Annotated in this window: 20 protein-coding genes; 11 read left to right on the plus strand and 9 right to left on the minus strand. The window is 31.3% G+C overall.

Annotated elements, in window-relative coordinates; all coding sequences use genetic code 11:
• Positions 1-231 precede the first annotated feature (231 nt).
• Positions 232-1,206 carry an IS110 family transposase gene (locus LJY17_RS00680; protein ID WP_264541936.1) on the plus strand — a complete coding sequence of 325 codons (975 nt, stop codon included), beginning with the start codon at positions 232-234 and terminating at the stop codon, positions 1,204-1,206.
• Positions 1,207-1,247: 41 nt separating this feature from the next.
• Here LJY17_RS00680 and LJY17_RS00685 read toward each other — a convergent pair whose 3' ends face one another.
• Together LJY17_RS00685 and LJY17_RS00690 are read right to left on the minus strand one after the other, a co-directional pair.
• Entirely contained in the window at positions 1,248-1,649 is a 402-nt protein-coding gene (locus LJY17_RS00685) for a hypothetical protein (RefSeq protein WP_264541952.1), read from the minus strand.
• Positions 1,650-1,661: 12 nt separating this feature from the next.
• Complete coding sequence (locus LJY17_RS00690; RefSeq protein WP_264541953.1) at positions 1,662-1,919, minus strand: DUF7683 domain-containing protein; 258 nt, start codon at positions 1,917-1,919, stop codon at positions 1,662-1,664.
• A gap of 243 nt (positions 1,920-2,162) precedes the next feature.
• Here LJY17_RS00690 and dcm point away from each other — a divergent pair, with 243 nt between their 5' ends.
• Complete coding sequence (gene dcm, locus LJY17_RS00695; protein WP_413614502.1) at positions 2,163-3,401, plus strand: DNA (cytosine-5-)-methyltransferase; 1,239 nt, start codon at positions 2,163-2,165, stop codon at positions 3,399-3,401.
• Here the strand turns inward: dcm and LJY17_RS00700 are convergent.
• The 4 genes from LJY17_RS00700 to xerA form a co-directional block, all read right to left on the minus strand.
• Positions 3,377-4,141: an Eco47II family restriction endonuclease gene (locus tag LJY17_RS00700; RefSeq protein WP_264541954.1), complete on the minus strand. Its 765-nt coding sequence runs from the start codon at positions 4,139-4,141 to the stop codon at positions 3,377-3,379. The two genes, dcm and LJY17_RS00700, sit on opposite strands and share 25 nt — an antisense overlap.
• Before the next feature lie 244 nt (positions 4,142-4,385).
• Positions 4,386-7,313 carry an ATP-dependent helicase gene (locus tag LJY17_RS00705; protein ID WP_264541955.1) on the minus strand — a complete coding sequence of 976 codons (2,928 nt, stop codon included), beginning with the start codon at positions 7,311-7,313 and terminating at the stop codon, positions 4,386-4,388.
• A gap of 167 nt (positions 7,314-7,480) precedes the next feature.
• Positions 7,481-8,317 carry a reverse transcriptase family protein gene (locus tag LJY17_RS00710; RefSeq protein ID WP_264541956.1) on the minus strand — a complete coding sequence of 279 codons (837 nt, stop codon included), beginning with the start codon at positions 8,315-8,317 and terminating at the stop codon, positions 7,481-7,483.
• Between the two features lie 706 nt (positions 8,318-9,023).
• Positions 9,024-10,067: a site-specific tyrosine recombinase/integron integrase gene (gene xerA / locus LJY17_RS00715; protein WP_264541957.1), complete on the minus strand. Its 1,044-nt coding sequence runs from the start codon at positions 10,065-10,067 to the stop codon at positions 9,024-9,026.
• Positions 10,068-10,308: 241 nt separating this feature from the next.
• On the opposite strand from xerA, the gene menD reads away from it, so the two are divergent.
• From menD to LJY17_RS00730, 3 genes are all read left to right on the plus strand, one after another.
• Complete coding sequence (gene menD / locus LJY17_RS00720) at positions 10,309-11,961, plus strand: 2-succinyl-5-enolpyruvyl-6-hydroxy-3-cyclohexene-1-carboxylic-acid synthase (RefSeq protein WP_264541958.1); 1,653 nt, start codon at positions 10,309-10,311, stop codon at positions 11,959-11,961.
• A gap of 86 nt (positions 11,962-12,047) precedes the next feature.
• Positions 12,048-12,389 (plus strand): DUF2853 family protein, encoded by a 342-nt coding sequence (locus LJY17_RS00725; RefSeq protein ID WP_264541959.1) that lies wholly within the window; start codon positions 12,048-12,050, stop codon positions 12,387-12,389.
• A gap of 88 nt (positions 12,390-12,477) precedes the next feature.
• Entirely contained in the window at positions 12,478-13,305 is an 828-nt protein-coding gene (locus LJY17_RS00730) for a CvfB family protein (RefSeq protein WP_264541960.1), read from the plus strand.
• Positions 13,306-13,611: 306 nt separating this feature from the next.
• Here LJY17_RS00730 and LJY17_RS00735 read toward each other — a convergent pair whose 3' ends face one another.
• Positions 13,612-13,800, minus strand: coding sequence for a hypothetical protein (locus LJY17_RS00735; RefSeq protein WP_264541961.1), 189 nt, complete (start codon positions 13,798-13,800; stop codon positions 13,612-13,614).
• A gap of 313 nt (positions 13,801-14,113) precedes the next feature.
• Here LJY17_RS00735 and LJY17_RS00740 point away from each other — a divergent pair, with 313 nt between their 5' ends.
• From LJY17_RS00740 to LJY17_RS00760, 5 genes are all read left to right on the plus strand, one after another.
• Entirely contained in the window at positions 14,114-14,953 is an 840-nt protein-coding gene (locus tag LJY17_RS00740) for a 1,4-dihydroxy-2-naphthoyl-CoA synthase (RefSeq protein WP_264541962.1), read from the plus strand.
• Between the two features lie 86 nt (positions 14,954-15,039).
• A complete protein-coding gene (gene menA, locus LJY17_RS00745; RefSeq protein WP_264541963.1) occupies positions 15,040-15,969 on the plus strand; it encodes a 1,4-dihydroxy-2-naphthoate octaprenyltransferase in 930 nt (309 codons plus the stop codon).
• A 12-nt stretch (positions 15,970-15,981) separates the two neighbouring features.
• The gene (locus tag LJY17_RS00750) at positions 15,982-16,659 is read left to right on the plus strand and encodes a metal-dependent hydrolase (protein WP_264541964.1); all 678 of its coding nucleotides are present in this window, start codon (positions 15,982-15,984) and stop codon (positions 16,657-16,659) included.
• A 176-nt stretch (positions 16,660-16,835) separates the two neighbouring features.
• A complete protein-coding gene (locus LJY17_RS00755; protein WP_264541965.1) occupies positions 16,836-18,044 on the plus strand; it encodes a tetratricopeptide repeat protein in 1,209 nt (402 codons plus the stop codon).
• 8 nt (positions 18,045-18,052) lie between these two features.
• On the plus strand, positions 18,053-19,096 hold the full coding sequence (locus LJY17_RS00760; RefSeq protein WP_264541966.1) for an o-succinylbenzoate synthase: 1,044 nt from the start codon (positions 18,053-18,055) through the stop codon (positions 19,094-19,096).
• 9 nt (positions 19,097-19,105) lie between these two features.
• On the opposite strand, the gene LJY17_RS00765 is transcribed toward LJY17_RS00760, so the two are convergent.
• Both LJY17_RS00765 and LJY17_RS00770 read right to left on the minus strand, forming a co-directional pair.
• Positions 19,106-19,723, minus strand: a complete 618-nt coding sequence (locus LJY17_RS00765) for a hypothetical protein (protein WP_264541967.1) — start codon at positions 19,721-19,723, stop codon at positions 19,106-19,108.
• A gap of 7 nt (positions 19,724-19,730) precedes the next feature.
• Positions 19,731-20,636 (minus strand): OmpA family protein, encoded by a 906-nt coding sequence (locus LJY17_RS00770; RefSeq protein WP_264541968.1) that lies wholly within the window; start codon positions 20,634-20,636, stop codon positions 19,731-19,733.
• A gap of 97 nt (positions 20,637-20,733) precedes the next feature.
• Between LJY17_RS00770 and LJY17_RS00775 the strand changes: the two genes are divergently transcribed.
• Positions 20,734-23,646, plus strand: coding sequence for a M4 family metallopeptidase (locus LJY17_RS00775; RefSeq protein WP_264541969.1), 2,913 nt, complete (start codon positions 20,734-20,736; stop codon positions 23,644-23,646).
• The last annotated feature ends 70 nt before the right edge of the window (positions 23,647-23,716 follow it).

The raw sequence follows: 23,716 nt of genomic DNA on the forward strand, positions 1-23,716 counted from the left end.
AACCTCGCTTGCACAAAACCGCCTTAAGTTTACAATTGATAAATTTATATTATAAACAGAAAGAACAAAAGAGAGGAGTAAGGTTTACGATAACCGCAGGAACTATAGATTCCGTCAACAGTGATAATCCCCTCTCTTTTCTACTTAAATTTCGAACAGTTCTGTGAGATTTAATCTCGATTTTAAGGTGATGAAAATCAAGTAGTCTGTCCTTTCCAAAAAAATTTTGTTATGAGTAAAGATAAAAAAACATTTGGTATTGACATCAGTAAAGATACATTTGATGTTGTAGATTGTTCAGGTAATTATTATCAATTCTCTAACAATTTAAAAGACTTTTTAAAGTTTTTGAAATTGTTGGATGCCACTTCCCATTGTGTTATGGAGGCAACGGGTTATTATCATTATCAATTGGCATATTTTTTAGTAGATCATCATATTGCAGTATCGGTAGAAAATCCGTTATCGATAAAGCGCTTTATTCAAATGAAACTGAGTAGGGTAAAGACGGATAAATCAGATGCTAAGATGATTTGTTTGTATGGTCAGCAACAAGAGCTTCCCTTATGGTTTGGTTATTCAAAATACCAGACACAGTGTTTGCAAATGTTGAGATTATTAGACACTTATACCAAGCAAAGTGCTGCTTTAAAGAATAAAATACAAGCAGAGGAGGTATTGGGTAATCCTTGTAAAATAGTGGTTAGTTCATTAAAGAAGATTCTAAAACATTTACAAAAAGAGATTGGTTTGCTAGAAGCAGAGTTGTTGGTTTTGGTCAAATCAGAACAACAAGAGATGTTGACTAAGGTAGAGAGTATTCCAGGAATTGGACGTAAAACAGCGATGATGCTTTTAGTTTTAACAGATGGTTTTAAACGTTTTGAGGACAGTTCACAATTGTGTTCATTTTGTGGTTTAACTCCAGTAATTAGGCAGTCAGGAAGTAGTATAAAAGGAAAGGTTAGGATAAGTAAAGTTGGTAATTCCAAACTCAGAAATTTACTGTTTATGTGCAGTTTTACTGCTTGTAAATGCAATAAAGCTTGTAGGGAACTTTATGAACGAATAGTTAACAAAGGAAAAAGCAAGAAACTAGCTTTAATAGCGGTATGCAACAAGCTTTTAAAACAAGCATTTGCAATAGCAAAGTCAGGAGTAGAGTACAATGAAAACTATAGAAGTAAACTAGTAGTTAAAAACTAAAAATAAATCATTTTTTATTTGTTTTTAAGCACAGTTCTTTGTTATGCGATGTTTATCTTTTCGTTCAGTAATATTCTTTCTTCGTAAGTTATAATTGTGGATAAATTGTTTTTGGCTTTCTCACCTAATTTTACAATAGATATCCAATTCAAATCTTCAAGAATAAGTTTATGATTATAATCGTCATTATTTGGTGCTGTATAATTATCCAGTTTTAGATGCCAATCTTTGATTATTTCAAATTCTTGTTTGGTAATTAAACCTTGATTTAAAACAGTTTTATAATTATCTCTAAGAAATAAATCGTCAAAATAACAATTCATAAATTCAACAAATGAATAATGAGGGTTTTCATTGCTGAACCATGTTTTTCCTTGTAATTCGATTGAAGTTAGTTCATTTATAGAACGTAACCAATTTTCCCGCCATACATTTCTGTTCATTATTGATTTAGATTATTTTGATGTTGCTTCTAAAAAATATTCATATTTATCTAAATTATAGACAATGTTTTCGTTTAATAATTTAGACAATTTACTAAGTTTTTCTTCGTTCAATAAGTAACAATTATACAATAAGTTATCTAATCCATAAACTGAAGGTGTAATCAATTCTAGTAGATCATTTAGATTGATTTTATCTATTAGTTTTTCTCCAACAAACTTATCACTATCCTTTTCGTAAAAACATAAATATCGATTGACTTCTTCCATTGCGTCTCGTTTTTCCTAAATATCGCATAACGTTCCAGGGCTTTGCGAGGGAGCGGATTTTTAGCACTACCTTTGATACGAAGCACGAATGTTCAAATTTACGAAAAAGTTTCATACGAAGTACTAAACCCGCTCTCTTGCAAAACCCTTGTTATCTGTCGTTCTTTTTTCGTCCGTTTGTTTTGTTAGTTCAAAAGTTTGTTCTAAATTTGTAACCAATGTCTAATGTTGTATAATTTGGTTATGAGTGAATATTTAACGATTTCAGAAACAGCAAAAATGCTGAATAAAAGTACAAAAACTTTGCGTAGGTGGGACGATGAAGGCAAATTGTCAGCTGTTCGTGAGCCGATGAGCAATTATAGAGTTTATCGAAAGTCAGAAGTTTTAGAGATGTTTTCAAACTTTATGCAGGTTGATGTAAAAGAGCCTATTTCTAATTATGTTGAGCCAAATTTTGAGTATAAAGTTTTAGAACTTTTTGCAGGTGCGGGTGGTTTGGCTGTCGGAATGGAAAAGGCAGGTTTGAAATGCGAAGCTCTTAATGAAATTGACAAATTTGCTTGTGCTACTTTGCGAAAAAATCGGCCGAATTGGAAAGTTTTGGAAGGCGATATTAAAGATTTTGATTTCTCGGAATACAACGGTAAAGTTGATGTTGTAACTGGCGGATTTCCTTGTCAAGCGTTTAGTTATGCAGGAAAAAAATTAGGTTTGGCAGATGCAAGAGGAACACTTTTTTATGAATTTGCAAGAGTTGTCAAAGAAGTTAATCCGCCGATTTGTATAGGCGAAAATGTTCGTGGATTGTTGAGCCACGAAAACGGAAAAACCTTGCAAGGAATGATTTCGATTTTAGATGAAATTGGTTATAATGTTGTTCCTGTTGAAGTTTTGAAAGCTATAAATTACAAAGTTCCACAAAAAAGAGAGCGTTTGATTTTGGTTGGTGTCCGAAAAGATATTGATGTAAAATACGAATATCCAAAACCTTACAAGAAAATTTACAACTTAAAAGACGCTTTAAAAAAGGGCGAATTGTTTGATAGCAATGTTCCGAAATCCAACGGAGCTAAATATCCACAAAGTAAAAAAGATGTTTTAGATTTAGTGCCACCAAAAGGATATTGGCGTGATTTGCCTTTGGAAATTCAAAAGGAATTTATGGGTGGAAGTTTCCATTTAGGCGGTGGGAAAACAGGTATTGCTCGTAGAATTGGTTGGGACGAACCTTGTTTAACTTTGACTTGCAGTCCTGCACAAAAACAAACCGAACGTTGTCACCCTGACGAAACCCGACCGTTTACCGTTCGGGAATATGCACGAATACAAACTTTTCCTGATGATTGGGAATTTGCTGGTTCGTTGGCACAACAATATAAACAAATTGGTAATGCCGTTCCTGTCAATTTAGGTCGTGAAGTTGGCTATTCGATTGTAAAATTTTTGAACCAATATTACAGCTTTTCAAATCCCAAATAATAGCTGTAATTCTCGAAAGTAATTTGGTCGAGAATAGAGCGTTTTGATTTTTCGGTTTCGGAAGTGATTTCTTCCAAAGCCGAATTTTCTTTTATGCTGTCGTCTTTTTCTACGGATTTCAAATAGTCGTTAATTGCTTTTGGTAACGCTTTGTATAATTGAAAAAGTGCGTTTTCTTGCCCTGAAAGTAAAGCATAAAACTGGTCACCAGAAATTTTAAAAACTCGTGAATGACTATATTCTTTTCCGTTGATTTCGCCTTGCCAATGTTCGTTGAAACTGCCTTTTGCTAAAATCTGAACCCAATAACATTTTGCTTTTTTGTAGTCGTCTGCGTAACGAGCCAATTTTTGAAACAAAGCTTCGGCTGAACTGCTGTTCATTGTGTTGTGCTTGTTTTTGATGTCGGCAAAAAGTGTATTGTCAGTCGCTTTAATGTCAAAACCGCTTAAATTTCCAACTTCAAAACCTTTTATTCCTCCTAAAATTTGTTCGTGAAAAGTTCCGATTGAGTTGTTGATTGACTTATCAATTTGACGAAGAATTTCAGATTGAATTAAATCGTCTTCATTGATGTCGTTGAATTTAGCGTCAAAAGTCAGCTTGATGGTATCAACTTTGTTGGTGTAAAAACTCTTTTTAGAAATATTGTTTTTGGCTCTCAAATAAGCTTTGTGCAAATTTTCAATACAGTTCAGTAAATGTTCGTCTGATATAAAGTTTACATATTTGTTTGCCATTCTATTTTTTCGTTAAAATTAGGTCGCTAAATTACAAAATTTATGTCAATGTTTTTCGTTCGTTGATTTTTGCACGGTCGCTGGTAGAATGACAGATAACGTTCCCAGGCTTTACGTCTGTTGCGGACTAAAGAAGCCGAAACTTTCAGTTTTGCACTGACTTCAAAGATACAAAACAAACTTTAAATTAAGCCCAAAACCCGCAATAGCGTAAAACCTGTGTTGGTAGCAGTATTAATTTGAACTAAAATTGCCACCATTTTTTAGTTTTTTTCAAATTATCTTCGCTTTTTTGCTCTTCTATTTCTGTATTAATTAAATCCTCAGAAACATTTCCATTTTGAATTTCTATGATTTCAATTTCTTCCACAATAGTTTCTTCTTCATTTAATTGTTCAAAGATATATATTTGCATTTCGTAATCTTTTGGATAATCATTTATTGCTCTTTCTTTTTTGGAACAATTTGGTAGTTCATCCATTATTTTTTTTGCCGCAATTTGTTTTTCATAAATATATTGTTGCATTTCATAATCTTTCGGATAATCTAATTCTGCATTTTGTTTAATTTCATCTTCGATTAAAGAATTCATAAACTTTTTTGCAACAATATTTTTTTCGTAAATATGCTTTTGCATTTCATAATCATCTTTATATTGACTAACTGCAAAATCAAATATTTCAATATCCGATACATTTTGCATATATTCAAATGCTATTAATTGATTATTGAAGATGTAATCTTGCATTTCAATGTCGCTTGGATATTCTTTTTTTGCAAACTTGCGTATTTTCGATTTTATTATATTTTCAATATTATCATTCTTAAATTCAATATTTGAAATTTCATTGTTAAAGATAATATTTTCATCTTCAAATGTTATTTCATCATTACTAACTTTAATCTGTTGAAAAACATCTTCTTCTTTGGGAAGTTCGTTTTCAATTAAATTGGAATATTTTTCCCAATCTTCATCAGATTTTTGTTTTTCAATTTTCATTTCATCTGTTAAGACTTCTTCATCAACGAATTTTTTAAGAAATCGAAAAGAAAAATCAATTGGTTTTTCTTTTCCTATTTCAAAGAAATCAATTAGATATTCGTTTTTATCAACATCAACTTCTTTAACTATTCCTTTTTTCCAAATGTCGTGAAAAACTAAATCGCCAATATTGAAAACTTCTGTGTTCTCAATATCATTTCTTTTAAGTTGTAATTTTGCTTCTTCAATTATTTCTTGGCTTAATTCTCCTTTTCTAATGTAAAATTCATCACTGATTTCGAAAAGAAATCTTGACGGATATTTATTTAATCCGTTTGTAAAATTGAAACCTTCAGATTCGGTCATGTAAAACCTTTTTTCAGCTCTTGTTATTGCAACATAAGTAAGCCTTCTTTCTTCTTCTAAAGCTCTTTTTCTTCGTTCTTTTATAGACATTGCACTCGGCAAAACTCCTTCTGTAAAACCGCAAAGAAAAACATATGGAAACTCCAATCCTTTTGAAATATGGATTGTCATTAATTTTACTTTGTCTTGATTATCATTATTTGTGTCTAAATCTGTAAATAAAGAAACTTCTTGTAAATATTCTTCAATGTTTATAATTTCTTTATTTTCATTTTCAAGAATAATCATTGAATTGACCAATTCTTTTATGTTTTCTAATCTATCTTCATCTCCATCTTTTCTATATAGTTCAGATAAACCACTTTTGTCTAATATATCTTTTACTAAATCAGAGATTGATTTTGTTTTAGATATTTCTTTTAATTCTGTAACTAAATTTATAAATTCTATTGAACCTTTTTTTGATAGTTCTTTATGGTTAATATTTTTTTCAAGTGCTTTGAAAAGTGAAAGATTTTGAGATTGAGCAATTGAATTTAAATTTTCGATAAATTTTTTTCCAAGTCCTTTCGTTGGATTATTATACATTCTTAAAAATGAAATGTCATCTTCGAATACAATAAGGCGTAAAAATGATAAAACATCTTTTATTTCTTTTCTTTCAAAGAATTTTATTCCACCAAAAACTGTATATGGTATATTTTCTCTAATAAGAGATTGTTCTATATTTCTTGAAATATGATTGGCTCTGTAAAGTATTGTGATGTCAGAATATTTGGCATTTTCAGTTTTTACAATTTCTTTAATTTCGTTTGAAACCCAAAGAGTTTCTTCAAAATCATTTTGTCCGTGAAAATGGACAACTTCAAAACCCTCTGGGTTTTGAGTTATCATATCTTTGTCAACTCTAATTTTATTATTTTTGATAATATGATTTCCTAATTTTAAAATGTTAGGAGTTGAACGATAATTTTGGTTCATTATTATCGTTTCGCAATTGGGAAATAATTTATCAAAATCAACTAAATACTCTGGTTTTGCACCACGCCATTCATAAATTGTTTGGTCTGGGTCGCCAACCATAAATAAATTATTATGCGTTCTTGAAAGCATTTCTACCAGTAGAAATTGATTATCAGAACTATCTTGAGCTTCGTCAACTTGAATGTAATGTAGGTTTTTCTGCCATTTTAGTAAAACATCGTTGAAGTTTTTTAGAATATAGATTGTATAATTTATTAAATCATCAAAATCTAAAGCATAATTTCTTTTTTGTTTTTCTAAATATTTTTGAAAAACCTTTTCAAGTAAATTTTCTTCTTCTTTATTTTTAATTGTATCGTTTTCAATGATATAATTTAAATATTCAGAACCACTTTTAGACTTTGAAATAAATCTTAATACTTGTTTAAATGTTAATTCTTTGGAATTAATATTTAACTCTGTAAAAACGTCTCTTAAAATTGTTTTTTGATCTTCAACATCAAGAATTATAAAACTTTTTGGATAATGTATTTTATTTATTTCTTCTCGTAAAAATCTAACACAAAAACCGTGATATGTTGTAATTAGGCTTACATCAAATGTATCTCCAATAATGGCTTTTACTCTTTTCTTCATTTCTTGTGCAGCTTTGTTTGTAAAAGTTACACAAAGAATATTAGAAGAATTTATTCCAAGCCTATTCACAATATATGCAAATCTAGAAGTTAAAGCTTTTGTCTTTCCTGAACCTGCTCCTGCAATCACGCGAACATAACCTTCAGTTGTTTTTACAGCTTGAAGTTGTTGTTCATTTAAATTGTCTAAAATTTCATCGTTCATTTTTTTACGATTTTGCGGAAATATTGCTACCAACGTTCCGCGGCTTCGCGTCTGTTGCGAATCCAGCGAACTGCGTACTTTCTGCTAAGATAAAATATTTTCGTGAAGAAAGAAGTTCAATCCAAGAAAAACTAGCAATAGCGCGAAACCGCTGTTGGCAGCTGGCTTTATTTAGAGTTTGCTTTTTTAATTTTCAGAGCATAATTTTTCAGTCCCAATATTTGTTCCGGAGTTTTATTTTCCAAATCTGAAAGTTTCTTTTTAAACTTTTCTGTTAGAAGCAAATAATTGTTTGTAACAATAACGCCTGTAACTGTCGGACGATAAGTTTTGTAAAATGTTTTTTGATGACTAATGATGAAGTTATCGTTAAGAACGATTTGTATTAATTCTGGGATTAATTCTTTAAAGTCTGTCTTGGACGAAAAAGTCAAATCATCAATAAATGAAGTAAATATTAAATTTTGATTGTTTGCAATTGCTTGTAATTTCATGCCAGTTTTTACGAATACTAGATTAGAAATTGTTGGAGAAGTTGGTGCGCCTTGTGGTAGCTTTCCATTATAAGTTGTTAATTGAGTTAAAACTCTTGCTACAGTTGGAGAAAAATTATTTTCGACAAACATATTATAAACCTGTCTATTTGTTATACTTGGAAAATAATTTGATAAATCAGTTGTGAAATTATATTTTTTGCCTCTATGTTTTAAAGCATTTTTCACGTTATCTCTGCCCTTAACTGCGCCGTAAGCATAATCAGGAAGTTCTATTTTTGATATTATATTTCTTTGAATTCTTGACTGAATTATTTTCAAATTTTTTGTACTTGGATTTAGAGTTCTAAAAAGTTGATTTCCGTTTTTGAATTTAGGATTGTTGTCCTTGTCAAGTTTAGGTTCGTTAATTGTATAATAGAAGTTGTCAACTGTTTTGGCCAATTGCAATAAATCCTGAGGAGAAATCTTCAGAACAAAAGCAAGATGTTTAACAGTTTTAATACTCATAAAGTTTAGAGAAAATAATTTAGGATGTCGGTTAAAATAAAGTTAGAGCAGTAATGAGCTTAATAATGAATTGGATTAAATTATAAAACCTGTACAGAAGCATTACTGTTTCCCAAGGTTTCTCCTTAAATCTTTTAATCAAGTTAGCAAATACGTTAACTTTTCCCGAGAACGAACTACGGTTCTCATTTTGACTTTTATGTTTCGCTTTACGCAAAACATTGCTTTTTTTGTTTTTTCTCATTTGAAATATAATTTTAATTAAGGCACAATTGCCTGTTACATTTCAATGTACCCGTATTAAAATTCTAGTCGTAGTTCGTCTTCATCCCAAATAAATTCCTGTTACAAAAAAATAACTGATAATTACAATAATAAATACTACTCAACTCTACATAATGAGTGTGTGGGCAATAGATAGTCTCGCAACTGAACCTAAAAGGTTGTGTAACTTAATACACTTTAAAAAACAATTCTAACACAAGGTCAAAAAAGCATATCTCAAAGAACATAATGGAGCAAATATACTACAAAAATCTTTCGGATTTTTGATGGAAGTTTTATTTTATAAACAAGTTGTCTTTTGCAGGATTTTTCTTAAGCTTGCTGCCAACTTGTTTATATGCGCAACTTTTTATCTTTTATACACCCAAAAATGGGTAGATAAGCGAAGTTTTATTGCGACTTTAAAAATAAAAAAAATTACTTACAAATCATCAAATGGACTTTTAATTTGTTGAATGTTTTTTGTGCTTACATGAGTGTAAATTTCAGTTGTTTTACTGCTGTTATGACCAAGTAGTTCTTGAATATAACGTAAATCTGTGCCGCTTTCTAATAAGTGTGTTGCATAACTATGTCTTAACCAATGCAAAGTAACAGGTTTTTGAATTCCTGTTTTTTGTAATGTATTTTTTAAAACTTGTTGTAAACTCCTTGCATAATATTGTTTTCCTGGATGTTGCCCTTCAAATAAATAAAATTTTGGCTTATAAAGTTTGTAATATTCTCGAAGTAATTCTAGTATTTTTGGACTTAACGGAACAATTCTGTCTTTTTTGCCTTTTGAGTTTTTTAAAATAACAATGTTTCTTTTCGAATCAATATGCTGGGGTTCTAAGGCTAATAATTCGCCACAACGTAATCCACATGAATAAATTAAACTCAACATAACTCGATGCTTAATGTTTATAGGTGAAGTAATAATTTGTTTAACTTCTTCCTTGCTTAAAACATTCGGAAGCTTTTTTTCTCTTTTTGGACGATGAATTTTTTCAACTTCAATAGTCTTTTCTTTAACCGTTTTAAAAAATAGCTTTATAGCATTTACAATTTGATTTTGATAAGAAGATGATAATTTATTTTTTAAAATATAGCTATTATTATATAAAATTACATCTTCGTTAGTGATTTGATCTATAGGTTTTGTATTAAAAAAAGTCAAAAATGATTTTAAAGCATCACAATAGGTAGTTATTGTGTTTGAACTATAACGTTTAGAGGCTAAATAATTTCTAAATATTGTAATGCTATCTATCCCTTCTTGGTTGGGAGTTAAAGTATAAGTAAGCGGAATTTTAAAGTATAATCGGTTTTCTGTTGTATCTGGTAAATGCCAATATCCTTGACTGGAAGACCATAAAGCATTTTCAAAAGTTTTAATTTGTGAAATAAGTTTTGTGTTTTTTTCAAAATAAACAGCAATTCTAGGAGTGTTTTTATGCAAAACGGTTTTGGCTTTCCAATTCATTTTTAAAGGCTTATAATAATTCAAAAATAATGTTTTTTAAAAAATAAAAATCTTTAGTCATATAAATTTGTGTCTAAAGAACAAATGAAGTAAATAATGCCTTGACTATACTCCAACCTTAAGCCGTATCAAAGCCGTACATAAGCCGAGTAAAGCCGAGTAAAACAAAATGTAACTCATAACTCATAATTCGTAACTGATTAAAATACTTTGTATATTTGTGAACCTATTTTTTTAAAGAATGATTTACCCAAAAATACCTTTAGCACAAAGTATTATTGAAATTTGTAAAGCTAAAGGAATTGAACACATAGTAATTTCTCCAGGTTCCAGAAATGCACCGTTAACTATTGGCTTTACAAATAATTTGGCTTTTACTTGTTATAGTATTGCCGATGAGCGTTGTGCTGCTTTTTTTGCTCTTGGAATTGCACAACAAATACAAAAACCAGTTGCTGTAGTATGTACTTCGGGTTCTGCGTTGCTTAATTATTATCCGGCGGTTGCCGAAGCTTTTTACAATCAAATTCCTTTGGTTGTTATTTCGGCAGACAGACCACATGATAAAATTGACATTGGTGACGGACAAACCATTCGTCAAGAAAACGTGTATGTCAATCACATTTTATACAATGCTAATTTGTTGGAAGACGCATCTGAAGAAAATGACTTAAAAATTCAGGAAGCCATATTTTTAGCAATATCCAAAAAAGGACCAGTTCACATCAACGTCCCTTTTGAAGAACCGTTGTATGAAGTTGTTGAAGGGCTTTCGGTAAAACCTAGTTTGGTTAATTTGGTTCCAGAAAAGAAAGAGAAGCCTAATGTAGAGGAGTTTATTACACTTTGGAATCAATCGTCTAAAAAAATGATTCTGATAGGAGGGAATGAGCCTAAAGCTATAGATCAAAAGTATTTAAATATTTTAGGAAATGATGCTTCAGTAGTTGTCATGACCGAAGTTACTTCTAATGTGCATCATGATAATTTTATCACCAACATTGATACTATTATTACTCCGTTTACGGATGAGGATTTTCAAAATTTTAGACCAGAAATTTTGGTTACGTTTGGAGGCATGATAGTGTCAAAACGAGTGAAGGCTTTTTTAAGAAAGTATAAACCTAAACAACATTGGCATATAGATGAGTTACGTGCTTACAATACCTTTGATTGTTTATCTCAGCATTTTGAAGTGACCCCAAATACTTTTTTTGAAGAATTTTTGTCCAAAGTTAATTCGATAGAATCAAATTATCAGCATACTGCTTTGCAGATTAGAAATCAAAGAGCAATTAAACATGGTGAATATTTAAAATCTATCGAATTTTCTGATCTTAAGGTTTTTGAGAAAATTTTATCAAAAGTTCCAAGCAATGCACAATTGCAAATAAGCAATAGTTCGCCCATTCGTTATGCACAGTTGTTTCCTATAGATAAAAATATTTCTGTTTTTTGTAACAGAGGTACCAGTGGTATCGATGGAAGTACTTCGACAGCTATTGGAGCCTCAATAATGAATAAGGAACAAACTGTTTTAATCACGGGTGATATTAGTTTCTTGTATGATAGTAATGCATTGTGGAATGAGTATATTCCTAATGATTTCAAAATTATTGTGATCAATAATGGTGGTGGTGGTATTTTTAGAATTTTACCAGGTCATCAGGAAACCAATACGTTTAATAAATATTTTGAAACATCACATTGCTTAACTGCAGAACATTTGGCAAAAATGTATCACTTCGAATACCAATCGGCTTCAAATGTTGCTTCTTTGGAACAAAACTTAGAAACATTTTTTGCAACAGACTCAAAATCTATATTAGAAATATTTACGCCAACAAAAAGTAACGATCAGGTTTTATTAAACTATTTTAAAAACTTGAAATAAAAAGCAGTAAATTTTCTTATAAATAGTTTAATGTTAGTGTTTTAAAGATTAAATTTGAAAGACTATTAAACATAAACGATACAATTATGAGTAAAAGAGATGAATTAATTGTGAAATATGCAGCAGATTTGAAAGATAAATGTGGTGTTACTCCAGATATGGATTTCCTAACTAAAGTTGTAATAGGGTGCGGACCATCAATTTACAATCCAGATGCTGCAACAGTTTCAGGCTCTCAGCAGTCAGAATTAGATACCGTTAAGAACAATTTTTTAATTAATAAATTAGGATTAAAAGACGGTCCAGATCTAGATAAGGGAATTGATGCTGTAATTGAAAAATACGGAAGATCTAATAAAAATAAATATAGAGCTGTTGTGTATTATTTACTAGCGCAGCACTTTAAAAAAGAAAGTGTGTATAAATAAAAAGAAAGATTTTAAATACAACCCACGCTTAAAGGCGTGGTTTTTTTATTAATTTAAGTTTGTACCTTTGTCGTCTTATTATTAGAAAATGATAGAAATAGGAAGATTTAACGTGCTTAAAATTGCACGTAGCACAAAAGTAGGATTGTATCTTACTGATGGAGAAAATGACGTTTTATTACCTAACAAATATGTTCCTGAAGAATTTGAAATTGGTCAGGATATCGAAGTTTTTGTTTACTTAGACCACGAAGAACGACCCGTGTCAACAACACTTGATCCCTATATTTATTTAAACGAATTTGCTTTGTTAAGAGTAAATTATACCAACCAATTTGGTGCTTTCATGGATTGGGGAATGGAAAAAGATTTGTTTGTTCCTTTTAAAGAGCAAGCAAGACCTATGGAACAAGGGAAGCGTTATTTGGTTTATATGTACATGGATGACAAAACCAAACGATTAGTAGGTTCTAGTAAAACAAACCAGTTTTTAGACAATAAAAATATCACAGTTGAAGAAGGTGAAGAAGTTGACTTAATTGTTTCTCACATTACAGAAGTTGGTATCAATGTAATCATAAACGAAAAGCACAAAGGACTTTTATATAAAAACGAAGTGTATGACGATTTACGCACTGGTGATCGTATCGTTGGTTACATAAAACACATTAGACCTGATGGTAAAATAGATGTTTCAGCTTCTAAACTTGGTTTTGATAAAGTAGAACCTAGTGCACAATACATTATTGACGAACTTAAAGCTAGTAGAGGTTTTTTACGTTTAAACGATGATTCTCACCCAGAAGATATCAAAACGGTGCTTAAAATGAGTAAAAAAACCTTCAAAAAAGCGATTGGGACTTTGTACAAACAAAAGCTAATCGATATAAAAGAAGACGGGATTTATTTACTTTAATTCTTACAACAAAAAATGCCAACCTTTTCCAGTTGGCATTTCTCTCAAATTACTCCAAACTTATACTTTTGGAATAACCGATAACATACGTAAAGTGATAATAACATCTTTACTAATCAAAAAATTAAATAAACTTTTTCGGAATAATTCCTTTCACTAAAGGCAATCGTTAACATTAACCTTTTTCTTATTCCAATTTTTTCTTTGTTTTTGTCTTCAAACAACTCGGGGGGATTGTTTAGTACAAAATCAATATTCGCTTTATTAACTGTGGTTTATTAATAATTTTAAGGACTGAAGTCTTAATTATGGTTTACTAATCGAGTCCTTTGGTTCAACCATAGTTGCTACTGTATCAATTTGAGTACTATCTACAACCTCTTGTGTTATTTCCTCAGTGGGCATTTGTTCTTGATTAGTTTCTTCTACTTTTTTGTTACAACTTGTAAGCAATGCACCAAATGTAAGAGCGACAATTAAAACAGATTTTTTCAATAATTTCGTTTTAAATTAATAAATCAGTGAACTAAAATAACCAACTACTAATTTGTTGATTTTCAGTTGTATAAAAATAAAAAATTTTGGATTACAATGCTAATAAGTAACACTTTTTTTTACGATTTTAACACTTTGGTGATAACTTGTAAGATTTCTTTTTATAAGACCATTTTAGTTTAGTTTAAATAATTTAATTTTACGATAAAATTGAATTAAAGTCGAATATGCGTTAGGGATTGTAGCAATGTACCATGCACTGCGAAAAGCCCGACCACTACAAAGGAGTGGGAACGCCCAAATACTATAAAAAATGAGTAAAATAGAGTGGAAAACCGCTAGAGAGTTTGAAGATATTACCTATAAAAAATGCAATGGTGTTGCCCGTATTGCTTTTAACAGACCTGATGTAAGAAATGCATTTCGTCCTAAAACAACTGCTGAATTATTAGTTGCGTTTCATGATGCTCAGGAAGATACCTCAATTGGAGTGGTTTTGCTTTCTGCTGAAGGACCTTCAAGCAAAGATGGTGTTTGGTCGTTTTGTAGTGGAGGAGATCAAAAGGCAAGAGGTCATCAGGGATATGTTGGTGACGATGGTTACCACCGATTAAATATTCTTGAAGTGCAACGTTTAATTCGTTTCATGCCAAAAGCTGTAATTTGTGTAGTTCCGGGTTGGGCTGTAGGTGGCGGACATTCATTGCATGTGGTTTGCGATATGACTTTAGCAAGTAAAGAACACGCTATTTTTAAACAAACCGATGCTGACGTAACTAGCTTTGACGGAGGATATGGTTCGGCATATTTAGCTAAAATGGTGGGACAGAAAAAGGCTCGCGAAATCTTCTTTTTAGGAAGAAACTATTCAGCTCAAGAAGCTTTCGAAATGGGAATGGTTAATGCTGTAATTCCTCATGACGAATTAGAAGATACAGCTTATGAGTGGGCACAGGAAGTATTGGGTAAATCACCTACATCTATCAAAATGCTAAAATTTGCAATGAACTTAACAGACGACGGAATGGTTGGTCAACAAGTTTTTGCCGGTGAAGCAACTCGTTTAGCCTACATGACAGAAGAAGCTAAAGAAGGACGTGATGCTTTCCTTGAAAAGCGCAAGCCTAACTTTGAGAAAAAATGGTTACCGTAATAAAATTTAGAAATTCGAAATTTGAAGTCAGAAATAAGTGACTTTCTAAAAATTCTAAACTCTAAATTCTAAATTCTAATTTTAAAATGAAACACTGGATTGAAGCTGCTCGATTACGAACATTGCCATTATCTGTATCAGGCATATTAGTAGGTAGTTTATATGCCTTAGCTAATCCTACAAACGATATATTGACACCAACACAGGTTTTTAACTGGAAAATCTTTGGACTTTCGATATTTACAACAATTGGTTTGCAGGTTTTGTCAAACTTTGCCAACGATTATGGTGATGGAGTAAAAGGAACAGATAATGAAGAAAGAGTTGGTCCACAAAGAGCAATACAAAGTGGGGCAATATCTCCAGCAGCTATGAAACGTGCCATGTATTTTACTGCATTGTTGACGTTTCTTTCGGCAGTACTTTTAATTTATGTTTCGTTTCACGATAAGTATTTGTTGTATTCGTTATTTTTCTTGATTTTAGGAGTAGCTGCCATAGTATCAGCAATACGTTATACGGTAGGTAATTCAGCCTATGGATATAAAGGTTTTGGTGATGTTTTCGTTTTTATATTTTTTGGTTTGGTAAGTACCTTAGGGGTTAACTTTTTATACTCTAAACAATTCGATTGGCAATTGGTTTTACCAGCTGTTGCAATTGGTATGTTGAGTACAGGAGTTTTAAACCTGAATAACATGAGAGATGAAATTTCAGATAAAAACGCTGGAAAAAATACTCTGGTAGTAAAAATGGGCGGAGAAAAAGCCAAGTTCTATCATTATTTTCTTGTAGGAGGAGCAATGCTGTTGGTTCTTGTTTTTGCGGTAATATATAATGGAATAGGTTTTAGATGGGATCAGTATGCTTTCTTAGCGGCCTATTTCCCATTATTCAGTCATTTAAAAACGGTGTATTATTGTGATGATAACCGAAGACTTGACCCTCAACTTAAAAAATTAGCAATAAGTACATTTTTATTGTCGATAATATTAGCCATGGTTTTAATTTTCTAAAAGCTAAAAATTATGAAAATAACATTCTACGGACATGCTTGTATTGGTATTGAAGTTTCAAGCAAACACATTTTAGTGGATCCTTTTATTTCTGGAAATGCCAAAGCATCTCATATCAATGTTGATGAATTAAAAGCCGATTATATTTTAATTACTCATGCACACAATGATCACGTACTTGATGTAGAGACTATTGGAAAAAGAACTAATGCTGTAGTGGTTTCTAATTATGAAATTGCAATGCATTATGCAGCAAAAGGTCTTAAATATCACCCCATGAATCATGGAGGAAGTTGGGATTTCGACTTTGGAAATGTAAAATATGTAAATGCAATTCATACAAGTTCTTTTGCTGATGGTACCTATGGAGGGCAACCTGGCGGATTTGTAATCGAAGGAGAACATAAAAACATTTACATTGCTGGTGATACTGCATTAACAATGGATATGAAGCTTATCCCAATGAGAACAAAGCTGGATTTAGCAGTTTTGCCAATAGGGGATAATTTCACGATGGATGTTGATGACGCTATTATGGCTTCAGATTTTCTGGATTGTGATAAGATCTTAGGCTATCATTATGATACTTTCGGTTTCATCGAAATTAATCATGATGAATCCATCAAAAAGTTTTTTGATGTTGGGAAAGATCTTATGCTGCTCGAAATTGGACAGAGTATTGATCTTTAGGAGCTATTTCCTCTGGTCCTGAAGACGAGATCACTGTATCTTTTTTGCAGACTTCGAGAACACTTCGACAAGCTCAGTGTGACACATCAATCTACAAAAAAGGATGCCGTTTCCATCGGGACCAGGTAATTCGATAAACTGGCATTTAAATTGCTGGTAAATAATAAAAACAAAAAATGAAATTTAAATTACTTTCAACCTTTATACTTTTTTCAGTTGGTGCTGCTCAATCACAAGATGTAAATGGATACTGGGACAATCAACGAATAACCAATAAAGAAATCAAACTTTCGGCGGGAGATAAAATCATCATTAAATCGGAAGATTTTCCTGTTGGAACTACCGAATTTGTATATAGAATCACACTTTTAGACGAAAACCAGAAAATGGTTAACGATTTGGCTTCTGTACTAAAATCAATTCCTGATCCATATTTTATTGGTAAAGGTACTGGTGGTGCTTTGTCTTTAGTTTCTTCAATTTCAGGTTCAGATAAATGTACGTATGCTGTTTTTACCGATGAGTTTAAAGCAAATGAATTCTCTAAAAATGCAGACTTTAAAACGGCTTGTTTATATCAGCCAAATCCTGTCAGTAAAGATGCAAAAGTTGTTTCTGCAAAATCTACTTGTATAAAAGAAGAAACTAAAAATGTTTGGTTTGCTTTTGAAAACCAAAATTGGCTGATGAACGAAAAAATCGTTCTTGAAATTGTACCATGGGTAGACAATGTCGCTAGTCGTGGATGGTCACAAAAGAACAAGCAGATTGTTCTGACATCAGTATATTCAATAGGAATTGTTCAAACAATGACTGGATCTAAAAAGTCTGAAGTAGGATATAAGACGATTGATTTAATTTCTAAAGCATATCGTTTTGATGATTTTCAAAAACTAGCAGTTGAAGAAAAGAAACTAGTTGTGCAAGAATCGGAAGAAAAAGCCTTTAATGCTCTGGGTATTTCTACTGTTTACAATGATATACAATGTAAAATGGCTTTAAAATTGGCTAAAGAAGGAAAAACAGAAGAAGCCATAGAATTAATTAATAACAAAGTTACTGCTAAGCCAAATGCAACCTCTTTAAATTATAATACATTAGCTGAATTATATATACAATCCAATCAGTTTGACAAAGCCCTTAAAGCATTAAAAACGGCTGAAAATTTAGATGCAAGTGAATTGAAAGTTCAAATGAATTTAGCACACGTGTACATGTTTATGGATGAAGTTTCTAAAGCAAAAGAAATCCATAAAAAATACATGAATCAGAATATTTCAGCAAAGCAAACCTGGAAGAATAAAGCGGTGAATGACTTGGATAAATTTAAAAAATCTAATCTTCCACAGGATAACATTCAAAAAATTTGGAGACTTTATAACTAGTTTTTTAAATGAAAGCATCCTACAAAAGATATATTCTAGATTTTAAAAGACCTTCAGGAACTTCTAGAGGTGTTTTGAATCAAAAAGAAACCTGGTTTCTGATAATTGAAGATGAAGGTAAATATGGAATAGGGGAGTGCGGAATTTTGAGAGGATTATCTGCCGATGACAGACCTGATTATGAAGAAAAACTTAAATGGGTTTGTGCTAATATTGCTTTAGGTAAAGATGTACTTTGGGATGATTTAATAGAATTTCCATCTATCCAGTTTGGAGTAGAAATGGCTTTTTTGTCATTACAAACTAATGATCCTTTTGTTTTGTTTCCTTCAGAATTCACTTCGGGAGAAAAATCAATTCCAATTAATGGTCTTATTTGGATGGGAGAGCAACAATTTATGAAGGAGCAAATTGAAGAAAAACTCAGTCAAAATTTCACTTGTATTAAACTTAAAATAGGAGCAATTGATTTCGAAAAGGAGTTGGAACTTCTTAAGTTTATTAGACAGAATTTCACTTCAAATCAAATAGAAATACGAGTTGATGCTAATGGTGCTTTTAAAGTTGAAGATGCTATGCATAAGCTAAATTTACTTTCAGAATTAGATATCCATAGTATCGAACAACCTATAGCCAAAAATCAAGTCGATATTATGGTTGACTTGTGTGAGAAAACTAAATTACCAATTGCTCTTGATGAAGAATTAATTGGAGTTTTTACTTTCGAAGAAAAAGAAAATTTGCTTAAAAAAATAAAACCTCAATATATCATTTTAAAGCCTAGTTTTATTGGTGGCATTAAAGGCACAGATGAATGGATTGTATTGGCTGAAAAGTATAATATTGGTTGGTGGATAACATCTGCTTTAGAGTCTAATATTGGTCTCAACGCAATTGCTCAATACACTTTTACTAAGAATAACAAAATGCCTCAAGGACTTGGGACTGGGTCACTTTTTATTAACAATTTTGATTGTCCGTTAGAGGTTGTAAATGGCAATTTAAGATATTCAAATTCCAAACATTGGAATATTGGTATAGCAAGTTTTTAAAAGAAAAAGTTATTCTTTACCAGCATTCAAGTCATCTTGCCAATCTTTAAGTTCCTGCCATTTTCCTTGATAAGCCAATAACGCTTGTTTTGCCCATGTAGAAGGATTGTGAATAATGTATATCTCTCCAGCTTCAATAAGTATTTCTTTTGACTTTTCTACCGAAGTCTCAGATAGCTCTTTCCAAGTTTTTATGCCTGCTTTATGATACAGCTCTTCAATTTTAGGGCCAATGCCTTCAACAATTTTTAGATCATCTTGTTTGATTTTTTTTCTATAAACTGAAGAGGCTAATTCAGCATTGAAAGGAATAATTTCTTCTGTAGGGCTTACAAATGAATGAATACTGTGCTTCGATTTTAAATCATCTATTTCTGCTTGTAAGGTGTTATTTTTAGACATACATTCATTTAATTCAATCTGTAAATTATTTGTTTTGTCTGCCGAGTTTTCTTTTTGTAATAAATACAATTGATAATTTAGTCTTTCATTTTCATCCTCAGATGCTTTTAGTTTTGATTTTAAATTAAGATGATTGCCTTCAGTTGTCATTTTACCTAATAAATAACCTAAAATAGCACTAATAAGGCCTACTAAAATGGGTATAAAAAAGCACGGTATATTCATGATGTTATTATTTTAATGTTATCACAGTTCTTCTGTTTTTTCCTTTTCCTTCTGGTGTTAGATTGTCGGCTATGGGTTCGTCTGGACCTTTAGAAGAAGTTTCTATCTTGGATTCCAACATTCCGTTTTTTATCAAATAGTTTTTGACAAAATTGGCTCTTTCTAATCCAAGATTTATATTAACTAATCTATTACCACTATTGTCGGTATGCCCAACACAGCTTATTTTTGAGTTAGGAACATTGTCAATATATTTTGCAATTTCTGCTATACTTTCTCTTTCAGCATCAGTTAATGAAATTTCTGTTTGGTTTGAATCGAAAAAGAGTATCAATGGTGTTTCGGTATATTTTTCTTTAATACCATTCCAGTTTTCAGCCTTAGTAAGCGCTTGTGTTTTATTAATTACAAAATTAATAGGCCCTAAGACTTTATTTTCAACCATTTGTAAACCCTCTTTGATTTCTCCATTAATTTCAAATCGGTTAGAAGGTATACCTTTTGAGACAAAATAATTTTTAATATCATTTGCTCTAGCAAATCCTAGATTCGGAAAAGCTGATGTGTTTTTTTCAGAAGTCGAGGCATAACCAGTAATAATTAGTCTAGCTTCTTTATTGTTGGTAAAATAATTTTTAAGTTTTTCTATTCCAATGTTTAAACAGTCATCAGCTGGTGTGATATAGTTGAATTCACTTTCGTTAAAATTAAAGTTTTTCTCACAAGAATGATTTATGTTTTCATCAGAGAATTGAAATTTATTATTTGTTATTTCTTCTGATTTTGTTGAGACTATTTTATTTTTTGTTTGTGGTGGGTTATTGCACTTTTTGCAGCAAAAGTGATGATATAAAAAACATCCAATAACTATTGTTGTTATAATGCCTAATAAGTACGGGGTTGTTTTAGACATAGTTATGTTTTTTTTATGTTAATTCAAATTTAAGAAATTATATATATAAACCATTTGTTTTTAATATATTCGCAAAAAATTACCAAAAACCATAAAGATGAGAAATAACTACTTGGCTCTTTTTGCTTTTTTATCATTGGGGATGTATGCACAAAAAAAAGTTTATAATCCTAATCAACCAATTCAAAAAAGGATAGAGTATTACAACATTGCAAAAGATCAAGCTATTGCGCAATTCAAGAAATCATATAAACTTGATGAAAATACCACTTTTCTTGAGAAAAAAGAAACGGTAGATATTTCAGGGATGAGCCATCAGAGGCATCAACAATATTTTAATGGTTTAAAAGTTGAGTTTGGAACACTTATTACACATTCTCGAAATGGTTTGGTTGAAAGTGTTAATGGAGAATTATATAATCCAAAAGATTTGGTTCTTAAACCTTCAATTAGTGCAGCAGAGGCTTTTGTTTTAGCTAAAAAAAGTATCAATGCTGAAAAATATTTATGGGAAGACGTAGAATCCGCGAAAGAATTAAATTATGAAATACCCAAAGGAGAATTGGTGATTTTCCCAAAGGTAAATTCAGGAGAGATTAAACTAGCTTTTAAATATGATATTTATGCTGTAGTACCTATTTCAAGATCTGAAGTTTATGTGGATGCACATTCAGGAGAGATACTTTATAAAAATCCTATAATTAAACACTTAAGTTTAGAAGATGGAAGAGAAAATCAGTTAGCCAATCAATTTGAACAAATGGTAGCTACGACTGTACCTACAAGATATAGTGGTAATCAAACTATAGAAACTACTTTTAATGCAGGTTTAAATAAATATGTTTTACAAGATGGTACAAGAGGTAACGGAATTGTAACATATAATTCTGGAAAAACAAATACTTATCCTAGTACACACTTTTCTGATGCTACTAATACTTGGAATACAGGGAATTATACTGCAGCTCATACCAGTAAAGACAATGCAGCTTTAGATGCTCATTGGGGTGCTGAAAAAACATATGATTTTTGGAAAAATATTTTTAGTAGAAATAGTTTTGATGATAACAATTCTCAAATAAAAAGTTACGTTCATTATGATGATACTCCAGCAACAACTACTGGAATGTCAAATGCATTTTGGAATGGAAGTGTAATGAGTTACGGAGATGGTACTTCAAAACCATTTACAGCTTTAGACGTTTGTGGACATGAAATTGGTCATGCAGTTTGTAGTTATACTGCTGATTTAGCGTATCAAAACCATTCTGGAGCAATGAATGAAGGTTTCTCTGATATTTGGGGGGCTTGTATTGAACATTATGGAAGAACTGGATCGATGGGAGGTACAATAAACGCTAATGTTTGGATTGTAGGTGAAGATATAGTAATAGGAGGATTGAGATCAATGTCTAACCCAAACAGTAAAGGAGATCCAAATTGTTTCAACGGAACTAACTGGATAGCTACAGCTGATGAAAATGCATGTACTCCATCCAATGGTAATGATCAATGCGGTGTACATACAAATAGTGGTGTTTTAAATTATTGGTTTTATCTATTGACAGTAGGGGGGTCAGGAACAAATAATGCTCCTATTGCTGAAAGAGATACATATTCAGTTACAGGAATTGGTTTATTAAAAGCGGCTCAAATTGCTTATTTTGCGGAAAGAGATTATTTAACGCCAAATGCAACTTATTTTGATGCTCGTAATGCAACAATGGAAGTAGCTTCTAACCTTTATTGTTCTAGTAGTGCAGAGACTAAAGCAGTTGCAAATGCTTGGAATGCTGTAAACATTGGAGTTGCTTACATAACAGGAGCTAATGATGCTGTTTTAAAATCAATTTCAGGAGGAAATGTAAATGTTGCTTGTGGAAGTACTTTCGCGCCATCAGTGGTTATTGAAAATGGAGGGACTGCTGCATTGACTTCTGCCACCATAACATACAATATTGATGGAGGTGCAAATTCGGTGATAAATTGGACTGGAAATTTAGCAAGTTGTTCATCTGTTCCTCAAGCAATATCTGTAATTGGATTAACAAGAGGTTTTCATGTTCTAAACGTTTCAATAACAACTACTGGTGATGCAAATTCATTTAATAATGATAGATCAGTAGTGATAATTGTTAATGATAATGGAGTAGTTAATACCGTAAATACTTTTGAAAACGCCTCTAATGTTTTAGTTTCTGTCGATGAAAGTGGTAAAACAAATACAGTGTGGGAAAGAGGTACTGTTTCTAAAACATTATTAACTAATTCAGTTGCAGGATCACAAGTATATGCTACAAAATTAAGTGGTAATTATCCTGATAAAACAACTTCATATTTGGTATCTCAATGTTATAACTTATCAAATGTAGTTAATCCGACTGTGAGTTTTGATATGGCGTTTGATTTAGAATCTAACTGGGATATAATTTATTTTGAATATTCTACAGATTCAGGTGTTACTTGGAACGTTTTAGGTACTTCTACAGATGCAAATTGGTATAATAGCTCAAGAACACCAAATGGTACGGATTGCTTTAATTGTATAGGGAAACAATGGACTGGTGATTATGCAACTGCTCCAACAGGAGGAACAGGAGTAAACGGTAATAAACGAAATTATTCACATAGTTTAGCTTCGCTTAATAATCCTTCAAATGCAATTTTTAGATTTACCTTTGTTTCAGATGATGCAGCAAATCAAGAAGGTGTAATTATTGATAATTTTGTTGTTCAAGGAACTTTATCAAGAGGAGAAAATAGTTTTGAGCAATTCTCCGTTTATCCAAATCCTTCTAAAGGTAAATTTAATGTAGTCCTTTCTACTTCAGAAGAAGTTAAAGTTGAAGTCTTTGATATTAGAGGGTGTTCAGTTTATAATCAATCACATAAATCAGAAGGAGAAATTTTTAACAAGGAAATAGATTTAAATACAATTTCTTCAGGAGTATATATTTTAAATATAGAAAGCGCTGGTAAAAAAGAAGCGAGAAGAATTATTATCGAATAGTAAATGCAAATAGTATAATATTTAGCAAAAATAAAATCCCGCTTTAAGCGGGATTTTATTTTTTCAATTA

Source organism: Flavobacterium hankyongi, from assembly GCF_036840915.1.
GTDB classification, from domain to species: Bacteria; Bacteroidota; Bacteroidia; order Flavobacteriales; family Flavobacteriaceae; genus Flavobacterium; species Flavobacterium hankyongi.

What these genes read in the sequence shown, in the direction of transcription:
- LJY17_RS00690 (WP_264541953.1), bottom strand. Translation starts at nt 1,919, where the DNA reads ATGGAAGAAGTCAATCGATATTTATGTTTTTACGAAAAGGATAGTGAT.
- LJY17_RS00765 (WP_264541967.1), bottom strand. Translation starts at nt 19,723, where the DNA reads ATGAATATACCGTGCTTTTTTATACCCATTTTAGTAGGCCTTATTAGT.
- dcm (WP_413614502.1), top strand. Translation starts at nt 2,163, where the DNA reads ATGAGTGAATATTTAACGATTTCAGAAACAGCAAAAATGCTGAATAAA.
- LJY17_RS00680 (WP_264541936.1), top strand. Translation starts at nt 232, where the DNA reads ATGAGTAAAGATAAAAAAACATTTGGTATTGACATCAGTAAAGATACA.
- menA (WP_264541963.1), top strand. Translation starts at nt 15,040, where the DNA reads ATGAAACACTGGATTGAAGCTGCTCGATTACGAACATTGCCATTATCT.
- LJY17_RS00685 (WP_264541952.1), bottom strand. Translation starts at nt 1,649, where the DNA reads ATGAACAGAAATGTATGGCGGGAAAATTGGTTACGTTCTATAAATGAA.
- LJY17_RS00750 (WP_264541964.1), top strand. Translation starts at nt 15,982, where the DNA reads ATGAAAATAACATTCTACGGACATGCTTGTATTGGTATTGAAGTTTCA.
- LJY17_RS00755 (WP_264541965.1), top strand. Translation starts at nt 16,836, where the DNA reads ATGAAATTTAAATTACTTTCAACCTTTATACTTTTTTCAGTTGGTGCT.
- LJY17_RS00710 (WP_264541956.1), bottom strand. Translation starts at nt 8,317, where the DNA reads ATGAGTATTAAAACTGTTAAACATCTTGCTTTTGTTCTGAAGATTTCT.
- LJY17_RS00770 (WP_264541968.1), bottom strand. Translation starts at nt 20,636, where the DNA reads ATGTCTAAAACAACCCCGTACTTATTAGGCATTATAACAACAATAGTT.
- LJY17_RS00700 (WP_264541954.1), bottom strand. Translation starts at nt 4,141, where the DNA reads ATGGCAAACAAATATGTAAACTTTATATCAGACGAACATTTACTGAAC.
- LJY17_RS00775 (WP_264541969.1), top strand. Translation starts at nt 20,734, where the DNA reads ATGAGAAATAACTACTTGGCTCTTTTTGCTTTTTTATCATTGGGGATG.
- menD (WP_264541958.1), top strand. Translation starts at nt 10,309, where the DNA reads ATGATTTACCCAAAAATACCTTTAGCACAAAGTATTATTGAAATTTGT.
- LJY17_RS00705 (WP_264541955.1), bottom strand. Translation starts at nt 7,313, where the DNA reads ATGAACGATGAAATTTTAGACAATTTAAATGAACAACAACTTCAAGCT.
- xerA (WP_264541957.1), bottom strand. Translation starts at nt 10,067, where the DNA reads ATGAATTGGAAAGCCAAAACCGTTTTGCATAAAAACACTCCTAGAATT.
- LJY17_RS00730 (WP_264541960.1), top strand. Translation starts at nt 12,478, where the DNA reads ATGATAGAAATAGGAAGATTTAACGTGCTTAAAATTGCACGTAGCACA.
- LJY17_RS00740 (WP_264541962.1), top strand. Translation starts at nt 14,114, where the DNA reads ATGAGTAAAATAGAGTGGAAAACCGCTAGAGAGTTTGAAGATATTACC.
- LJY17_RS00760 (WP_264541966.1), top strand. Translation starts at nt 18,053, where the DNA reads ATGAAAGCATCCTACAAAAGATATATTCTAGATTTTAAAAGACCTTCA.
- LJY17_RS00725 (WP_264541959.1), top strand. Translation starts at nt 12,048, where the DNA reads ATGAGTAAAAGAGATGAATTAATTGTGAAATATGCAGCAGATTTGAAA.